13 protein-coding genes are annotated in these 17,263 nt (G+C 48.7%); all 13 read left to right on the top strand.

Annotated elements, in window-relative coordinates:
- Positions 1-16: 16 nt before the first annotated feature.
- Positions 17-1,378, top strand: a complete 1,362-nt coding sequence (locus tag PXY01_RS20465; protein ID WP_164744520.1) for an ABC transporter substrate-binding protein — start codon at positions 17-19, stop codon at positions 1,376-1,378.
- A 103-nt stretch (positions 1,379-1,481) separates the two neighbouring features.
- Positions 1,482-2,807 carry an extracellular solute-binding protein gene (locus PXY01_RS20460; protein ID WP_127572739.1) on the top strand — a complete coding sequence of 442 codons (1,326 nt, stop codon included), beginning with the start codon at positions 1,482-1,484 and terminating at the stop codon, positions 2,805-2,807.
- A gap of 228 nt (positions 2,808-3,035) precedes the next feature.
- On the top strand, positions 3,036-4,511 hold the full coding sequence (locus tag PXY01_RS20455) for a polysaccharide deacetylase family protein (protein ID WP_164744519.1): 1,476 nt from the start codon (positions 3,036-3,038) through the stop codon (positions 4,509-4,511).
- Positions 4,512-5,017: 506 nt separating this feature from the next.
- Positions 5,018-5,467: a hypothetical protein gene (locus PXY01_RS20450; RefSeq protein ID WP_127572735.1), complete on the top strand. Its 450-nt coding sequence runs from the start codon at positions 5,018-5,020 to the stop codon at positions 5,465-5,467.
- An 8-nt stretch (positions 5,468-5,475) separates the two neighbouring features.
- Positions 5,476-7,242, top strand: coding sequence for an ATP-binding cassette domain-containing protein (locus PXY01_RS20445; RefSeq protein WP_164744518.1), 1,767 nt, complete (start codon positions 5,476-5,478; stop codon positions 7,240-7,242).
- Positions 7,226-8,554 (top strand): ABC transporter substrate-binding protein, encoded by a 1,329-nt coding sequence (locus tag PXY01_RS20440; protein ID WP_127572731.1) that lies wholly within the window; start codon positions 7,226-7,228, stop codon positions 8,552-8,554. Before PXY01_RS20445 ends, PXY01_RS20440 begins: the two co-directional genes overlap by 17 nt.
- A gap of 14 nt (positions 8,555-8,568) precedes the next feature.
- Positions 8,569-9,069: a hypothetical protein gene (locus PXY01_RS20435; protein WP_127572729.1), complete on the top strand. Its 501-nt coding sequence runs from the start codon at positions 8,569-8,571 to the stop codon at positions 9,067-9,069.
- A gap of 245 nt (positions 9,070-9,314) precedes the next feature.
- Entirely contained in the window at positions 9,315-10,616 is a 1,302-nt protein-coding gene (locus PXY01_RS20430) for an ABC transporter substrate-binding protein (RefSeq protein ID WP_164744517.1), read from the top strand.
- Positions 10,617-10,630: 14 nt separating this feature from the next.
- Positions 10,631-10,843 carry a hypothetical protein gene (locus tag PXY01_RS20425; RefSeq protein WP_127572725.1) on the top strand — a complete coding sequence of 71 codons (213 nt, stop codon included), beginning with the start codon at positions 10,631-10,633 and terminating at the stop codon, positions 10,841-10,843.
- 206 nt (positions 10,844-11,049) lie between these two features.
- On the top strand, positions 11,050-11,940 hold the full coding sequence (locus PXY01_RS20420) for a cation diffusion facilitator family transporter (RefSeq protein WP_127572723.1): 891 nt from the start codon (positions 11,050-11,052) through the stop codon (positions 11,938-11,940).
- Positions 11,941-12,382: 442 nt separating this feature from the next.
- Positions 12,383-13,420: an AAA family ATPase gene (locus tag PXY01_RS20415; protein WP_127572721.1), complete on the top strand. Its 1,038-nt coding sequence runs from the start codon at positions 12,383-12,385 to the stop codon at positions 13,418-13,420.
- Positions 13,417-15,000 carry a DUF58 domain-containing protein gene (locus PXY01_RS20410; RefSeq protein WP_127572719.1) on the top strand — a complete coding sequence of 528 codons (1,584 nt, stop codon included), beginning with the start codon at positions 13,417-13,419 and terminating at the stop codon, positions 14,998-15,000. The genes PXY01_RS20415 and PXY01_RS20410 overlap by 4 nt, the downstream gene beginning before the upstream one ends.
- On the top strand, positions 14,882-17,263 hold a 2,382-nt coding region (locus PXY01_RS20405; RefSeq protein ID WP_246028033.1), incomplete at its 3' end, for a transglutaminase-like domain-containing protein. The genes PXY01_RS20410 and PXY01_RS20405, both read left to right, overlap by 119 nt.

Below are 17,263 nucleotides of genomic sequence, written 5' to 3'. Positions count from 1 at the left end.
AGGGGAGATGAACACAATGGAGACCAAATGGAGGAAGCTGTTGTACATACTCTGCGCCGCTGCTATCACTCTTACAGCTTGCAGCTCGAAGGAAGCAGCACCGGAAAAGGCGGATATGAGTAAGCCGTTCGTGCTAAGGGTGGGAGCATCGGATCTTCTTCGGTTTATGAACGATTATTACGGCCCTCTCAAAGAAAGATTTCCGCAAATGGAGCTTGATGTTGTAGAGGCAAAAGAATGGGTGCTTAATCCGTCACCTGGAGAAACATTTGAAGAAGGGCTTGAAAGACAGTATCGCACCCTTATCGAGGCAGAACAGCCGGTGGATGTGCTGATGTACTCAAATATGAACAGTTATAATCTGCTTATTGATAAAGGCTTCATTGAACCATTAGATGCCCGGATCAAACGGGATCAGTACGATACGAGTGCCATGTATAAGCCAGGGATCGATGCGATTCGCGCGTACGGCGGAGGGGAAGTCTATGGACTTGCACCGTTTTTCGCGCCGGAGTACATTACCTTCTTTAACGTCGATCTATTTAATCAGATGGGCGTTGATGTTCCGAAGGACCCTTATACATGGAATGATCTGATCGAAATTGGCGGAAGGTTTGCGGGACAGACCGTTGGCGGTGAACCGATTTCGGGGTTTGCATACGGATGCCAGTTTAATTCCTTAGGCCCGCTTGTATACAACATAGGTCTATCTCAAAATTTAAGTCTTTATAATGATAAATTCGAAATGACATTTCAAGGGCAAGCATGGGAAGGTGCATTGGAGCCGCTGGCACAAGCGATTATGAACGGCAGCTATCGGTTTCCTGCCGCTAACGATAAAAGCGATTGTCTGGCTGCATTGAAGAATTCTGCAATCGTCGTAGCTTTATCGGATGGAGTCAGCGCCTTGAAGCAGTTACCGTCTACGATTAATTATCATATCGATGTACCTCCATCATCTGATTATGGAACCCAATATGGGAGCGCAGTACCTCAAGAGATGTTCTCGATTGTGAAAGGCTCGCCTGTTGCAGATCAAGCGTGGGAAGTGATTAAAGCGATTAACGATGAGCAGTTCGTTAAAGAGCTGTCGGCGCTTGAGAGTGTTAATCAACCATTACTGCCAATGCGGGAAGGAATACCTTATCAATACAGCGGGAAGCCGGTAGATCAGTTCTATGCAAAGAAAGATTCCAATCCGGATATAGAACGGATACCGTTTGATGAGATGGAGGCGCGAGGCAAACTGTATGGGATTATTGAGGAAGAATTCGGAAAGGTGAAGACCGAAGGCCGCTCGCTGGCAGATACGATGGCTGTCATTCAACAGAGAGGCACGGAAGTATGGGTGGCATTTAAGAGCACGAGAAGCAAATAGCCGTTCTAATGAAACGAGCACGGCTGCTATTGATCAATCCATTTAGTTGAATAGGAATGGAATTTTCTATGGCGGATGATTGGCAAGAAGGAGGAAGCGCGAATTGGGCAGAGCTGCACGCTGGTTCAGACAAACGATAATAGCGACGAGTTGTATCATTCTGGCAGCAGTGATTTTGACCGCTTGCTCAGGAGAGAAATCGGATGAAGCAGGCTTTGAAGCGAAGATGCCGAAGAAGAAGATTAATCTTAAGGTGGCGGGAATCGATAGACAATCCTTCATGCTCTTATATGGGAATCAGTTTCAAGCACTGCATCCGAATGTTACCTTTCTATTTAATGAGCTAAAGGACAAAAGCTTGGCCGAAATTATACCGGAATATCAACCGGATGTAGTCGTAATCGATGACCTTGATCAATATGGTGAACTGGCTCTTGGCGGATTTGTTGAGTCTTTGGATGGCATTATACTGAAGGAAAGCTTGGACATAGAAAGCATGTTACCGGGTGTTATACGTTCATTGAAAGAGAAGTCTGATGGTGCACTCTATGGTTTGGCGCCAACGTATAAGTCGCTTGCGATTCACTATAATGCGACGCTATTCGAAGAACAAGGTATTGATATGCCGGAGGGAGTCATGAGCTGGGAAAGCGTCATGCAGCTGGCTAACCGGTTCGCGAATCATAAGCAAGGGGAGGAGGCGATCTATGGGCTGGCCCCGGACGAATCCTGGACCTCACTGCTGCAGACGATTGGATGGTCGTATGGCATTCAGCTTGCCAATGTGAAGGCGCGCAAAATGACGCTCGATACGGATAAGTGGCGGTCTGTAGTTAAAATGATGACAGATGCCATTCGAAGCGAGGCAATCCCGATGCCAAAGCCTATCTCGTCCGATTCGCAGAAGCAATACGAGGAAAGCTCATTTATGCAAGGTCAAGCGGCAATGATCATTCGGGATCATAAGTATTCGGGCATTGAGGAGTGGACTACGATGCGGGGCAGTAAGTTCGTCACGAAGCTTGCTCCGCTGCCGAGCGGTGATAATGCGAATGCCATTTCTCCGATTCAGCCTGACCGCATTCTATCGGTTGCTGCAGGCAGCAAACAAATGCGGGCGGCCTGGGAACTGATCAAATACGCTGCAGGTAAGGACTGGGCCAAGCAGAAAGGGATGACCTGGAACGGCTCCTTGCTTAGCCGATCGGTAGAACAACAGGACGTTACGAACAAAGGAATTGAAGTGTTCTACAAAGGGATGGAAGATATGCGTCCGCGCACAGAGAGTCCGCTTCCGCTTGGCTTTGCGCAAGCGTTCGAGCTGAAGCTGATTGAGAAGCTTCAACAGGTTGCAGAGGATAAATTAACCGTCAATGAGGTGGTAGCGCAGCTCCAGGTAGAGGGGCAGCAGCTGCTAGGACAAAGCTAATAATAAATAGGACGCCGGAAATCTGGCGTCCTATTTATCTCAAGGGCGAGGCAATCATTGACGAATCGCTTGAGGCGACACAGCAGCGGGCGGCGGCGCTGCTAGAGACGGCGAAGGATTAAAATCATAGAGTAAGACTTTAGAAACAGTCATTTGCTAGATTCCCATCTCATATAATCTATCAACCAGTCCGGATAGGGCTGAAATTGTTGAGTGGGGTGGATGGATATGTTTCGTCGTCGAATCGTGAGAGCTGTGTATGCCGTCATCATTGCGGTTAGCGCGGCAGCATTGAGCGGATGGTTTGTTGAGCAAGGAGCGGCGGTAGGTGAGGCAGGCTGGAACGAGCAAGTACGGCTTGCTCCGCAGCTAGGCCAGACAGCCGCTGCTGATTCGACAGAGCGGCTGAACGGACAGCCGGGCACCGGCGGCCATTCGACACGCGTGACGACGGCGAATCATGAAGCAGGATTAGCAGAGGAGACGACAGCGGCCGACAATTCAGCCGGACAAGTACACGAGAGCGGCAGGCTGCCCGGAGGAATCATTACGGTGGTGAGGGGAGCCGCTGGAATGGCATTAGCCGAAAGCGGCAGAACCTATGACATGATTGATAAGGAACAAGAAAAGAAAATCGTTTATTTGACCTTTGACGATGGGCCGAGCAAGCTGACGCCGCAGGTGCTTGATCTATTGAAGAAGGAAGGAATTCAGGCGACGTTCTTCGTGCTCGGTGAGCAAGTGAAGCAGCATCCCGACCTGCTTAAAAGGATCGTTGCGGAAGGTCATACGGTCGGTAATCATTCATACAATCACGAATATAAGGAGCTGTACAGCGGTTTTGGACAGTTCGCGGATCAAATTGTACGCACGGAGCAGGAGCTGCAAGCGGCGGCCGGCATTAGGACAAGGCTGGTTCGGGCGCCGGGAGGGACGTTCGGCAATTTCGACCAGTCGTATTTCGACGCGATGGAGCAGGCTGGCTATACGATGTTCGATTGGAACGTAGACAGCGGCGATTCGGTACGCATCGGCGTACCCGCAGCTGAAATTATAAACAATGTTCGAAGCTCGAAGCGGTATCCGGAGACGATCGTACTGCTTCATGACAGTGCGAGCCATGCGGAGTCGGTTAAGGCGCTGCCCGACATTATTGGCTACTATAAGGGGCTAGGGTATACGTTCGCGCCGTTAACGGAATTCGTAGAGCCGGTAACGTTCCGCGTAGCGGACAAGCTGAAATGGAGCCGGCCGAAGGCAACGGCGTCGGAGCAAGCGGTGGTTCGCAAGGGGCTTGACGCAGGAGCGGGATCGTTCATATGGTCAGGCGGACTAGGTCGCAACACTGCAGGGGCAGCGGCTGAAGAAGCGGAGCTCGTCGTAAATAACCGCAATCGTACCGTTATTTTCGAGCCGGGCGCATATTCGACCGTTGGAGAAGATTGGCATGTGCCGCTTCGGGAGCTGGCAGAAGGGCTTGGCGGAACCGTTCGCTGGAGTGCTGAGGAGCGCCGGGCGGTTGCCGACATGCCCGATGGCGCGAGAGTTGTCGTGACCGTGGATAATGGCGACAGCTTCAATGTCCAAGGCAAAGTCTATGTGCGTCTGCGCGATGTCCTGACTCGAATGTATGGTCAAGCCGTTGAGCCTGTGTGGGAAGAAAGTCGGATTGTGCTGACGGTATTCAGGGATGAAGGAACATAGACTTGCCTACGCTATTGATTAAGAAGATGCACTGAAAGATAGAGAGGCAGGATATGCGCCAAATATCGCTGTTCGCGGGATTATTCTTATAGTAGGCTTTATATAGAAACTATTTCCGCCAATAAATACCTCATATGGGTGATAGATTTATTTTAAAAAGTTGTTGTAAAATAAATTTGTAAAAAACACTAAAATTAGTTAAGGAGGAATAATTATGCCTTGCCCGAGTGATATGGTTCAAATCAAGATTGATAGCGACTGCTTTTGCTCCCATGAATACTGCAGTGTAACATCGTTAGAGTATAAGGAAAAGGTCAAGTATTTTAAGTATGATTGTATTAAACCGACTACAGGTGAGTTCAAAACTGTTTATGATTATCAGGATAGAGGCTGTTGTCAATCTAACGGAACAACCGGAGGATATTGTTAATTAACAGGTTTATAGTTTATTCGGCAGATAGTCCGGAATCGGACTATCTGCTTAATGTTTAAGAGGGGTGAGAAAATTGGAGACATCTGCTTTGAATCCACGCGATCTTTTTCTAAGGAAAATTAGAAGTACAGGAATCGGGAATGTTATTAACAATATGGAAGTATCACATGGGAGTTATCTTCATGATTACATTGGGGATCAGGGATTAATGATCTTCGTTATTTCAACTTCATGTAGTTCTTGTCTACCAGCGCTCAATGACCTGGCCGATGCTGAACTTATTAATTATATTGATTCTCTCATTCTGTTAGCTTGCGACGATGATGAGTACGACATCATAAATGAAACGCTGGGAAAAAAATTTAAAATCATCCGGAACAGAGAACAGACAATACTTAGAGAACTGAAAGCCCCTGGTGTTCCATGGTTTTTCTATGTCGGGGTTGATAAGGTTATTCGACTTAGTAACCCTTACAGAACATATTCAGATATGGCACAATCTGTTCAAATGTCAATATTATGAGGACTATAATGAGCATAATAAGATGGGTCAGATTGTTACTTGATCAATCCTACTTACTATTATTAGGAGTTGTATTGGTTCTTCTAATTAGTCCCATTATCAATTGGATGAATTTTAATCAGACTAAAACTTTTTTTGACTTAGTGACAAAAGGACCGTATGAGCGTGTGATTCTTGTAGCCGTCAGTTTATTTGTTCTGACGGTTGCAGGGGGAATAGTGTCACAGTTACAGCGAGTAATAATGGAAATATTAACAATGAAAATCAACAATAAATTGGAGCAATATATTTTGGATTTAACCAAGCAGTTTACAACTATTACATTAATTGAGTCACCGGCTTACATCAATGATTTAAAGGTTTTGAGGCAGTCTGTAATGAAGACTTCAAGCATAGTTAGTTCGATGATTAGCATGGCAAATCAATTGGTATTGATTGTATTATATTTTTGGCTAGTTGTTCATTACAGTTGGGTTGCGGTCTTTATAATAGCGATTTTTGCTATACCGCACTATCTCTATAATCGTCAATTAACCACGAGAGAGGATCGCTTTTATCAAAATAATAGTCAGTTAGATATTGAAAAGAGTGAAAGTTATGGGCTGTTAACGCATCCTTTGGTACAGAAGGAGCTTTTAGTGTTTATGGCCAGAGGTTTTTTAATGAGTAAATGGATGAATGCTTCTATGAATTATTTGACGAATCGTATAAAAATGATCAAACGAGACGCATGGTTAAATACGGTGAAAGAATTCATCTCTCCTATTGGATTTTTAATTATTCAAATTATTTTCATCAGGCAAGTTGTTCTTAAAGAGATAACAATTGGGGATTATGTTGCAATTACTGCAGTTGTAGCATCATTGGAGGGTTCATTTAAATCGTTTGCGATAAGTTTAAACATGTTTAAAACGTATGATTTATTCGTAAACCATTTTAAAGTTTTTGAAGAAAAATATTTGCACCAATCTGCCTCAACTATTGAAGGTGAACGTTTCTACCTAAATTCACTTGAATATATTGAAGCCAAGAATCTTTGCTTCTGTTACCCGCAATCTAATACACCTGTAATTTGTAATGTAGATATTACAATCACACGAGGACAGTTTGTCGTATTCGTAGGTGAGAACGGATCTGGAAAATCGACTTTGGCAAAAATTCTATTCGGGCTGCATGACATAGAAAAAGGACAGTTATATTTTAATGGAATAGATAACATTAATATAGACCGGTGTTCACTCTATGAGAATTTATCTATTATTCAGCAAGACTTTATGAGATATCCATTTAAAATGAATGAAAATATTGCGATGAGGAGTGAGGATACACTAGATAAGGAACGAATAAACGAATTAATTGAGCATTATCCTATGTTGTTTACGGAGGTGATTCTAAAAAACCTCGATCAAATACTGGGTCATATGTTTCATAATTCCAAGCAGTTTTCGGGTGGGCAATGGCAAAGGGTTGCAATTGCTCGGGCGCTGTATAAAGAGTCCTCCTTTCTTCTACTTGATGAAGCCACTTCAGAGTTGGATCCAGAGACTGAAATGGACTTTATTGAGGCAATACAGCATGAGTCCTCAAATCGAACGGTCTTACTCGTTACACATAATCTAAAGCTTGCAGCGAAGGCGGATGTAATTTACGTACTGCATGAAGGCAAGATTATAGAGAAGGGAAGGCATAATAAGCTCATTTCCGCTAAGGGTAAATATTTTAAAATGTGGAGTTCTCAAAATAAGGAGGGGCTTACGCTTGCACTACAAAAATAAAGTTCGAAGTCGCATATCATTACTTAGGGTGTTGAGTCTCTTAGTGCCAGTTATTCTATTGATCATTGGATGCCAGAATAAAAGTACGCCTTTAGAGCCTATTACAATTAAAATTGCAGGGATGGATCAAATCGAATACGACAATATCTATGAACCGCTTCTTACTAAACAGTTGCCTAATGTTCAATTTGAGGTGGAATTAGGACCGTTTGGTGGAGTTGACCTTAATGAAATAACTAGCTATATGAACGCCGAGCAACCAGATATATTGATAGCATCCAATTTTACATATCCAGATATTGTTAAGTCAGGCATGGTAGATTCTTTAGATATGCTCATTGATGAAAAAAAAGCTCAAAGTAAATTTATACAAAAATTAAGAAGTTATTCTGAAGATAACCAAGTGTATGGATGGTCGTCAAGCTTCAGCAGTTCAGCGCTTTTTTATAATAAATCATTGTTTGATCAATATCATGTGGAGTATCCACGTGAAGGTATCTCATGGGGAGATATGTTAAAGCTTGCACAGCAGTTTCCGCAGAAAGGAGAGGGAGGCGAGCCGCTCTTTGGCTACAATAGTCCCGGCGAGCAAAAGCCTGAGAAGAAAATAGCGTCACTAATTAATCAAGCAGGTATCACAGAGCAGTTAAACCTTGTGAATCAATCTTCAGATATGCTGACAATTAACACTAAAGAATGGAGCCAAATCTGGACGTCCATTATTGAAGCGTATCAGGCAGGAGCAATAAGTAACACTGCAGTACAGGAAAATGGAATAGAAGAAATTAAAGGAACGACTATACAGGAGTACTATTCTGATTTTATACAAGGAAATGCAGCAATGATTATAGGCAGGAATGATCTCTTGGAAGAGTTGCAGGACAATAGTTCATTTAAGTGGGGGATAACTGATTCGCCAGGCAGATATAATAGCGACATTGTTCCGGGAATGATCTATATGATCAACAAATTGTCCGCTCATAAAGAAGAAGCAAGACAAGTTATTCAAGCATTAACAAGTGATGAAGCCGCAATTTATTATATGAACTTACAAGGATTTAAGGGAACGATAGCGATTCCACTCAATGTGAAATTGTTGGAGGATAAACTTGGCATGGATTTATCTGCATTTTATAGAAAAGAACCGGTGAAGTTTGACTGGTGGGAAGTTCCGGTAGAATTTTCGAGGGCATACCGTGAGATACAAGAGCAAGAGATCAAGTTGATACTTGCAGGGGAACAGACGGTAAATCAAGCGTTAATTGAAATCGAAAATAAATTGGCTCCTGAATGGAAGCGGACTAAATCATAAAGGGGATTGATAAAATGAGCCGAATTGACTTTGTTGAGCTTTTTGGTAAGAAGAGAAGGGAGATCAAGAAGGTGGTTCCCATAAAGAGTGGAGAGGTCTTTCCTTATCCACTAGAGAATAAATTGACGGGGCACGGTTCAATTTGTTTGTTTATATCGTTCACTTGTCCGATATGTATTGATTTGCTAGGACAATTAAACGAGGTTATGGGAACCTACTCAGGAAACTTTTATTTGTTTACGAATGGTTCTTCGGCAGAGAACGAAGGAATCATAGAATACTTTAAATTTTCTTTCCCGGTTATACAAATCGATAGTGATGACTATAAAGATGTATACCACATCCCTGCTACTCCATACGTTTATGTACTTAATAGCTCTAACCAAGTCATTGGTTCAGGTACTACGGACACAGCAGAAGAATTGCATTCATTCATTCAACTTTATTCAACGAAAATATGTAATTGCGATGTCAGGGCGCCGGTAAGCCGGCGCTCTGTTCATACAGCGGAATGAAGGTAAACCCGAAATCGTTACTTACAAATGTTTATTAAACAACATAAATTATATATAAATCTTATTGTGTACGAAAGGGCTGTTTTGTAAAGTTAAGGGTGAGGGGAACACTATAAGTTTGTACACAATAGAATGGAATATACTTACCGAAAACGATTTAGATCATTTCATTTCTGGTGTTATCTCTGGAATGATATTAAGTGGTTGCAATTAAAGGCAGACTAATGATAGGAAGGAGAAACGTTGTGAATTGGAATATGCAGAAGTTTGTGATTGTAGGTGCAGTAATATCAATAGCTATACTCGGAACTGGGTGCTCGAGTGACATTGACAAGAAGGGGAGCGGGAAGATTAGGATCGTATCGATTCAATCGGAAGAGGATGTTCAGAGACAAGGGCTGCGCTCGTTTAAGGAGGAATACCCTGAATTGAATGTGGAGTTCATTGATATGAAAGCGTTGTCAGGCGATCCGGTCAAAGCGTATCAGCAATTCGGACAGTATGTCGAAAACGAGAACCCGGACGTCATTATTGGTGACGCGCTTACGTTTAGTCCACTCGCGGCGCGCGATGCATACGCAGATTTATCGCCGCTGATTCAGCGGGACGACTTTCCAACGGAAGATATGAATCAAGGGGTGCTGGAATGGATTAAGCAGCAAGGGGGCGGATTGCTGACAGGATTAACTCCGACTTATGATTCTACGGTTCTGTTTTACAACATGGAAATACTCGAACAGTTCGGTATCGCGCATCCGGTTAATCAGATGAGTTGGGAGGAATTGCTTGCGCTTGCGAGTCGAGTTCCTGACAAGTTGAGCAACGGAGAACCGTTGTATGGACTACACCTTGGAGGCGATGGCGATGCACTAGGTTTAGCTGACCGTATTGCGGCAACATGGGGGGTGAACTATATAAACTGGGATCAGCTAAAAATAACGGCGGACAGTGGCGAATGGAAAAAAATTTATGAAATAGCCGTGGAAGCTGCCAGTTCGGGCCACTTATACATGTCAGAGGAGGAGGGGGGGGCGGGCCATCAAGCTTACGAATTGTTCGCTCAGGGGAAGATCGCGATGATGCTCGGTGGATATAATACGTTCCGCATGTTTTCTGCCAACTCAAATGTACCAAGATGGGGGGCGGTGACGCAGCCAGTTGATCCGAACACCCGTGATCAAGGGGATCTTACACCGGGAATAATCTATTCGATAGGTAGCTCATCTTTGAATTCGGAAGGAGCCTGGACGTTTGTTCAATATATGAATAGCGAAGAACGAGCAAAGAAGCTTGCTTCTGGTAAGTCATCTTTACTGACAAGAACGATATTAAATCAAGATGCGAATAGTCTAGAGCCTTTCACTTTGCTTTCCTATAAGCGGAGAAAAGTTGTTAATTTGGAAGCTGTTGATTTCGAGTTGTCTGCGAGAATAAAGCAAATTCGGCAAAACGAAATGAATAGAGTGCTTACTGGCGAGGCGACGATTGAAGAGGCCCTTGCCCAGACTCAGCAGCAGGCAGAATCGGTGCTGAGATCGGCGAAGTAACGATAGTACATTAAGTGGGGAAAGTACCTTTTTATCGGAAGGAGCCCGGCAGCCTGGATGATTGGGATTGGTATGGCCCTTTCTACAGCGACTTCCGTGAAGAAGCGACCAAGCAGGTTCGCAGCATATTGGATGGGGACAAGAATGTGGAGCAGGCACTGGCTGACTTGCAGCAGCTGATGATCCCCGTGCGGAAGCAAGTGGTACAAGCGGGGGATATTCCGTAAATGCTGCTTGAAATAACTTGTGAATGGAGTGGGTACAGGCTATAATAGATAAGCATTTTGGAATATAGAGCGGTGATTGGTTTTATGGATCGATTCAGGATACAATCTGGACGTATTGCGAATAGTAAAAATGCCCAAACCTTGATCGGAAACGGTCGAGGTTTTTTGTTTCCTGGCGGCAACAATTGTGCAGGGGGTTATAAAAGATGAAGGCAGAAAACAATTCCTCGATCGCAGCGGTGTGGATCAGCTTGTTCAGCAACATTTTTCTAACCGCCATTAAGGTGATCGTGGGTGTGCTGTTTAAAAGCCAGGTGCTATTGGCCGACGGGATTCATAATGCCGGCGACGTTATTGCGACAGGCGCTGCGCTTAGCTCGATGAAAATATCGAAGCAGCCGGCTGATGAGGATCATCCATACGGACACGGCAAAGCCGAGGTGCTCGGTTCAGGCATTGTTGCATTCATTCTTGCGTTAGCTTCGATCTATATGGGCTATCATGCGGTCCTAGCGTTCTGGGAGGAGCCGGCCAAAGCAAGCTGGATCGCTTTAGCGGCTGCCATCGTATCGTTAATTTGGAAGCTGGTGCTGTACCTTTATACGATGCGGCTTGGCCGACAATCGAACAGCAAAGCGCTTATTGCAACCGCCTACGATCACCTGGCCGACGTCTATGCTTCCATTGCGGCCGTGGTCGGCATCGGGCTTTCCATGATTGGCGAAGCTTACGATCTTTCATTGTTGTTATACGGCGATCCTGCGGCTGGTATTATTGTCTCGTTCCTCGTCTTGAAGCTGGCGTACGAGATGGCGCGCGAATCGATGGACATTCTGATGGAGAAAACGATCAGCGAGCAGAAGCTCAGCGAGTATGAGGCGCTTATTTACACTGTTTCGGCTGTCAAACGAATTGATCGTCTCCGTGCGCGGGAGCATGGCCATTATATTCTGGTCGATGTTCGGGTCAGTATTCCGGCTGAGATGACGATCCAACAGGGGCATGATGTTACCCGGGAAATAAAGAAAGCGATTATGGATAAGCACGATGATGTAGGAGAAGTGCTGATCCATCTAAATCCTTGGTACAAATCTTGATCGGATTGCACGGAAGGAACGCACCAGTGCCTGCATTTAATGCAGGCATTTTCTCGTTTGCCGCTGGTTGAGCGGAAAAGACTGTGCAGTATGCAGGCTTTTCGACCGCCAACCTCATTTGAACGTCTGAATTGGCATAAATCCCTGCATGTTGTGCTGTGACCTCCACCCGTGTTCGCAATAGGAGTGACAAAACTGCAGATTCTACAGAATTAATGATGAGCAAGCTGGTGGGAACGGCGTATGCGTATAGAGCGGTGAAGTACGAAAGATTGAATTGGAGTCTGCACATGGTGATGGTGCAGACTCTTTTTTTATCTTTTTTTATAGGAAGGAGATTTGGGTTTCGACGTCTAACCGCCGCCTATTTCGGAGAGACTGGCAAGTAGAAGAGTGGAATGAAAGATTTCTAGACTACGGCCAGGAAAGGACGAGTGGAGCGATGACAATCGTAACGGGCTTCGGGCGGCGGGCAGACGAGGGCAAGCAGCGGAGCGGAGCGGGAGAATGGCATGAGCCGCCGGAGAGGCTGCTGGAGCGAATGAGAGATCGAATCGGAACGGTGCTGTACGGCAAGGAGGACGTCATAACGAAGGTGCTCGTCGCGTTTCTCGCCGGTGGGCATGTGCTGCTGGAGGATATGCCGGGCGTAGGCAAAACGATGCTTGCGCGGGCTTTCGCTGCCGTCATCGGCGGACAATTCAAACGAATCCAGTTAACGTCAGATATGCAGCCTGCGGATGTGACGGGAGGGTCGGTATGGGATGGCCGGAACGGCTCGTTTCTATTCGTGCCAGGGCCGATTATGGCAAATGTTGTGCTAGCTGACGAGCTGAACCGGACGCCGCCGCGTACGCAATCGGCGCTGCTGGAGGCGATGGAGGAGAGGTGCGTGACGACCGATGGCGAAAGCCGCGCGCTGCCGGCCCCATTCATGCTGATCGCTACGCAAAACCCATGGGACTATGAAGGCACATTCGCGCTGCCCGAAGCGCAAATGGACCGGTTTATGATGCGGCTGTCGATCGGCTACCCGTCGATGGAGCATGAGACGCGCATGCTCGCTGCGCTTGCCGATAACCGCACCGTTGATCCTGGGACGATCAAGCCGGTCATTGCGGTCGAAGAATGGCAGCGGATGCAGCGGGAATGTCGTCTTGTTCATGTACATTCCGACCTGCTGCCTTATGCTGTCGCAATCGTGAACGAGACAAGGTCGGCAGTGGAGCTGGACAGTGGCGCCAGCCCTCGCGCCTCGCGCGATTGGCTTCGAGCCGCGCAGGCTGCCGCTTATATGGAGGGGCGGCGGTTTCTGCTGCCGGACGATCTGCTCTCGACAGCTGAGCCGGTTCTTGCGCACCGGTTGACGGTATTGCCTGCATATGCGGCGTCCGGTCACACGGCGGCATCGGTGCTGGCGAGCATTATTGAGCGAAAGCCGCTTCCTGCATCTGTAGCCGGAGGAAGGCGGCGCTCATGAAGGGCAGCAAACAAAATCGCAGGTTCGGTGCAGGAGTTAATAGAGATAAGCGGCTATCCAGCGAGCGAGGAGCCGGATTGGGTGGTGCGGCAGGGCATGGCGCCAGCTTGTCTGCTGCGGGAACCGCTGCGCTGATAGGCGGCAGACCTCGGGCGGCATTGAAAGCGAAGCCGGCAGGCAAACCGTCGGCAGCTGCGGAGCGGGAGCCAGTCTATTCGACCCGCTATTATTTGTGGTCGCTTCTTATCAGTGGCTGGCTGTTCACCGTTTATGCTGCCTTGACGAGAGGACATATGCCGGAAATATTTATTGCGGTCATCCTGACAGGAATGCTGCTTCAAGGGCTGCTTCCGCTCGTTGCGGCTCGTATGTCCCGGTTACAAATGTCCCGCGAGCTGTCGTCTGTTGAAGGATCGGCAGGCGGTGAACTTAAGGTGAAACTCGATGTACGTTCCCGCCTTCCGCTGCCGCTTCTATGGGTTTCTGTCCAAGAAACGCTCATGAACGACAGCGGGGCCAGGGTTCGGACTGTACAGTTTCGACATATCACGCTCCCTTGGACTAGCTCAAGCTGGCAAATTCAATATACGATACGAGGGCTTGAGCGCGGGGAGTATCATTTTCTACCGGTGGAGGCTGTATTCGGAGATATGTTTGGCTTGACGGCTATACGCCGCTGCATTGCAAGGGCGGATAATCAAGGCACTACCGTCAATGGGGCATCTGCCTCTTTGGCACAATCGTTTCTTGTTATGCCTGCGTGGCATGGTGCGATCGAAGCGCCCCGCTATGGCGGCAGTAAGGCGTCGGTTCAAGACAGAGGGTATGAAAGGGAAGGATTGTCCACGCATATAGGTCGTATGGCACGTTCCCAGCGGCAACGAACAACGGCGGACCGAAGCGGAACGCAGTGTATTCCGTACCGATTGGGTGATAATGCAAGGCGAATCGATTGGCGTACGGTTGCCCGCGGGGGAGCTTGGCTGACTAAGAGGGAATGGACTACGCGTCCTGCGGAGCTGCTCATTGCTATGGACACTATGTACGCCTCCTATAATGGCGACGACCGGCTGTTCGATTGCGCGGCTGGCTATACGGCGGAGCTTGTACGTCACGCGGCTACGGAACGGATTCCATTCCGGCTGTTAGGTGAAGTACAGCCGTATACGGGCCGCCAGAGTGGTACGTCCCGCACACGACGGTCTTATGAGAGGGAAGCGCTGGAGCGGCTTGCTCGGCTGCGTCCGCAGATGGCTGTGGCTGTCGGAGAGTCGGCACCCTGGACAAGCGTTAATGGTTCATTGCCTCGCGGAGCGACAATTATCGTCGTTACCGCTGAGTGGCGGAATGGGGAGCTCGGTGAACAGCTTGCCGCGCTGGCTTCGGTGAACGGCTGCCGGCCGGAGGTGCATGTGCTTACGCCGAATAAAGTCCCTTCAATTGGAATGAGAGAGCGTAAGCGTGACTGGGAAAGCGCCGGAATTCGAGTCGTATGGGCGGTTATTGCCGACGAAGAAGCTCTGTCGGGCCAAGGAGCAGAGGCGGAAGGCGGTGATGCGAATGAAGGAGCGGGTCAATAAAGAACAAACGAATATAAAGACGCTCAGCCTGAATGAGGCGGTTCCATGGGCTCATCGGTTATGGACAAGCTTACTGCTGTACGGGCTGCTGGTGGAATGGATATGGCCGTGGACGGTATCGTTCGATCGTGACGGGTCCTCCGTCGATTACGCGCCGCTGCTGATCGCCGTATGCTGCTTTGCGGCCGGCGAACTGTTCAGGCTTCGAGCAGGTGTGGCTTTTCTGTGGAATGTGCTCGTAATCTTGTTTACGCTGTGGCGGCTGTATGGCTATGATGCTGCTGGTCCGGCCGATTGGCTGATCGGGTTGCCGTCACGATTGGCAGATGAGGTGGCCGCGATTGCGGACGGCGGCTTCTGGCTCTTATCAGGTGAAGTGCGTGCCCTCGTGCTGTTAATCGGCTGGGCGCTGCTCGTGCCGGCGCTTCAGCTTATTATTTGGGCGAGACAGTTCGCGCATGGCATCGGTATAACGACTGTGCTTTATTTGCTTATGCTGCATGAGTGGCTTGGCATGGATACGCAATGGGGGCTCGTGCGGGCATCGTTAGAATGGCTTCTGCTCGCAGCTGCGGTTACGCTTGCGCGCGTACATCGATTGCATGGTATGGGGGTCGACAACAGCCAATATGCCGGCAGGTCAGCCGGTTGGCGCAGCGAATGGACAGGCGGTACCGCCCTTGCGGCTACATTGCTGGCTATAGCGGCATTGCTTGGCTCGACGGACAAACATTGGGCCGCGGAGCCGGCAGCGTGGACGGCGGAATGGACGGAGCGCTGGCATGGAGAGCTTGCGAGAATGTCGGAGCAATATGCGGCATCTCGAACGGCTTCTGTGCGATCGGGTTTCGCCGACGCCTCAACGTCTGGATATGGTTTCGATGATCGAGAGCTCGGCGGAGCGCTGTCGGCAGATGACCGTCCTCTGTTTACCGTCTCGTCAGAGGAGGCGATGTATTGGCGTGGAGCGTCCAAATCGGTCTATACCGGACGCGGTTGGGCTGATGAGCCTGTGGAATGGACAAGCCTGCCGATTACAGAGAAGAGCATCGGTGGTGCGGGAACGGCGGATCAAGAGGATGACGCCATCGTCGTCTCAGAGACGTTGGAGCAAGAACGGACAGACAACGCTGTGGAGACAGCGGCACAAAGTAAGGCTCGGGCAGGCGGTGCTTCGGAGGTGGAGGAAGGACCAGGTCTCGACAAGCGAGAAGGGGTACAAACTGTCGTAACCCAAACCTTCCGTTACATGGAGCCTCAGACGGGCCTTCCATTGTTCGCCGGAGGAGGAAAGGCTGTTGTCTCTGAATTGGTCGCAGATCAGCCTGCCCATCGGCTGCTGCAGTACTGGCAGGATCAAGAGAGCGGCATGCTGTCGGCTCCAGGGAAGACGATCCGTGTATCCTCTTATACGATTAAAGCGCAAGCTCTGCCAAAGGACGATTCGTATTTGCGCCAAGGCTCGTGGGCGGACGATTATAACGGAGAGTCGTGGTCCGAGCCGGCCGATCCAGAGCCGATACGGGACAAATATACGAAGCTTCCGGCAAGTTTACCTAATCGTATAGCGGAGATGACTGCACAGATTATAGCCGACCAAGCGGGCGGACAGGACAAGCCGGACCGGTATGCGAAAGTCCAGGCGATTGAGAGCTTCTTGAAAACCCATTACACTTACACGTTGGACAAAACTTCAGAGCCGCCGGCTGGAGCGGATTTCGTTGACGATTTTCTATTCGAGCAGAAGCAGGGATACTGCGTCCACTTCTCAACGGCGATGGTCGTTATGCTGCGAACGCAGGGCATTCCAGCGCGATGGGTGAAAGGGTTCGCGCCAGGTGTGCTAGAGTTCAATCCGGATGGCGGGATATGGTCCAATGGCAAAGATGTGACGGTTGCTTCATGGGCGCATGGGCAAGCCGCGAAGACGTATGTTGTGCGTCGTTTGGATGCGCACGCGTGGGTTGAGGTATATTTTCCCGGCATCGGCTGGGTGCCGTTCGAACCGACGCCGGGCTTTGCCGGCGCGGCCGCGGACCAGCCGTCCGCGGCCTACGGCGGCAGCGCATCGGGGGCAACCAGCCCCGATGCTGCTGCCCCAGGCCCGAACGCCAGCGATGCTGGCGGCGTTCGGGCCTGGCTGTCGGCGGCGGCCTCGCATGCCGCCGACGCTGCTGCGCGAGCGGGCGAAGCGCTCGCGCAAGCAGCGCGGCACGCCGCCGGCCGTGCCGACGACGGCGTCGCCGCAGTGACGGCGGCATGG

The sequence above is a fragment of the Paenibacillus xylaniclasticus genome (assembly GCF_004001065.1).
Lineage (GTDB): Bacteria > Bacillota > Bacilli > Paenibacillales > Paenibacillaceae > Paenibacillus_T > Paenibacillus_T xylaniclasticus.
This window is presented reverse-complemented; position numbering and strand designations above follow the sequence as displayed.

Coding starts and splice junctions, on each gene's coding strand:
- PXY01_RS20420 (WP_127572723.1), top strand. CDS start 11,050: ATGAAGGCAGAAAACAATTCCTCGATCGCAGCGGTGTGGATCAGCTTG.
- PXY01_RS20410 (WP_127572719.1), top strand. CDS start 13,417: ATGAAGGGCAGCAAACAAAATCGCAGGTTCGGTGCAGGAGTTAATAGA.
- PXY01_RS20455 (WP_164744519.1), top strand. CDS start 3,036: ATGTTTCGTCGTCGAATCGTGAGAGCTGTGTATGCCGTCATCATTGCG.
- PXY01_RS20435 (WP_127572729.1), top strand. CDS start 8,569: ATGAGCCGAATTGACTTTGTTGAGCTTTTTGGTAAGAAGAGAAGGGAG.
- PXY01_RS20415 (WP_127572721.1), top strand. CDS start 12,383: ATGACAATCGTAACGGGCTTCGGGCGGCGGGCAGACGAGGGCAAGCAG.
- PXY01_RS20465 (WP_164744520.1), top strand. CDS start 17: ATGGAGACCAAATGGAGGAAGCTGTTGTACATACTCTGCGCCGCTGCT.
- PXY01_RS20445 (WP_164744518.1), top strand. CDS start 5,476: ATGAGCATAATAAGATGGGTCAGATTGTTACTTGATCAATCCTACTTA.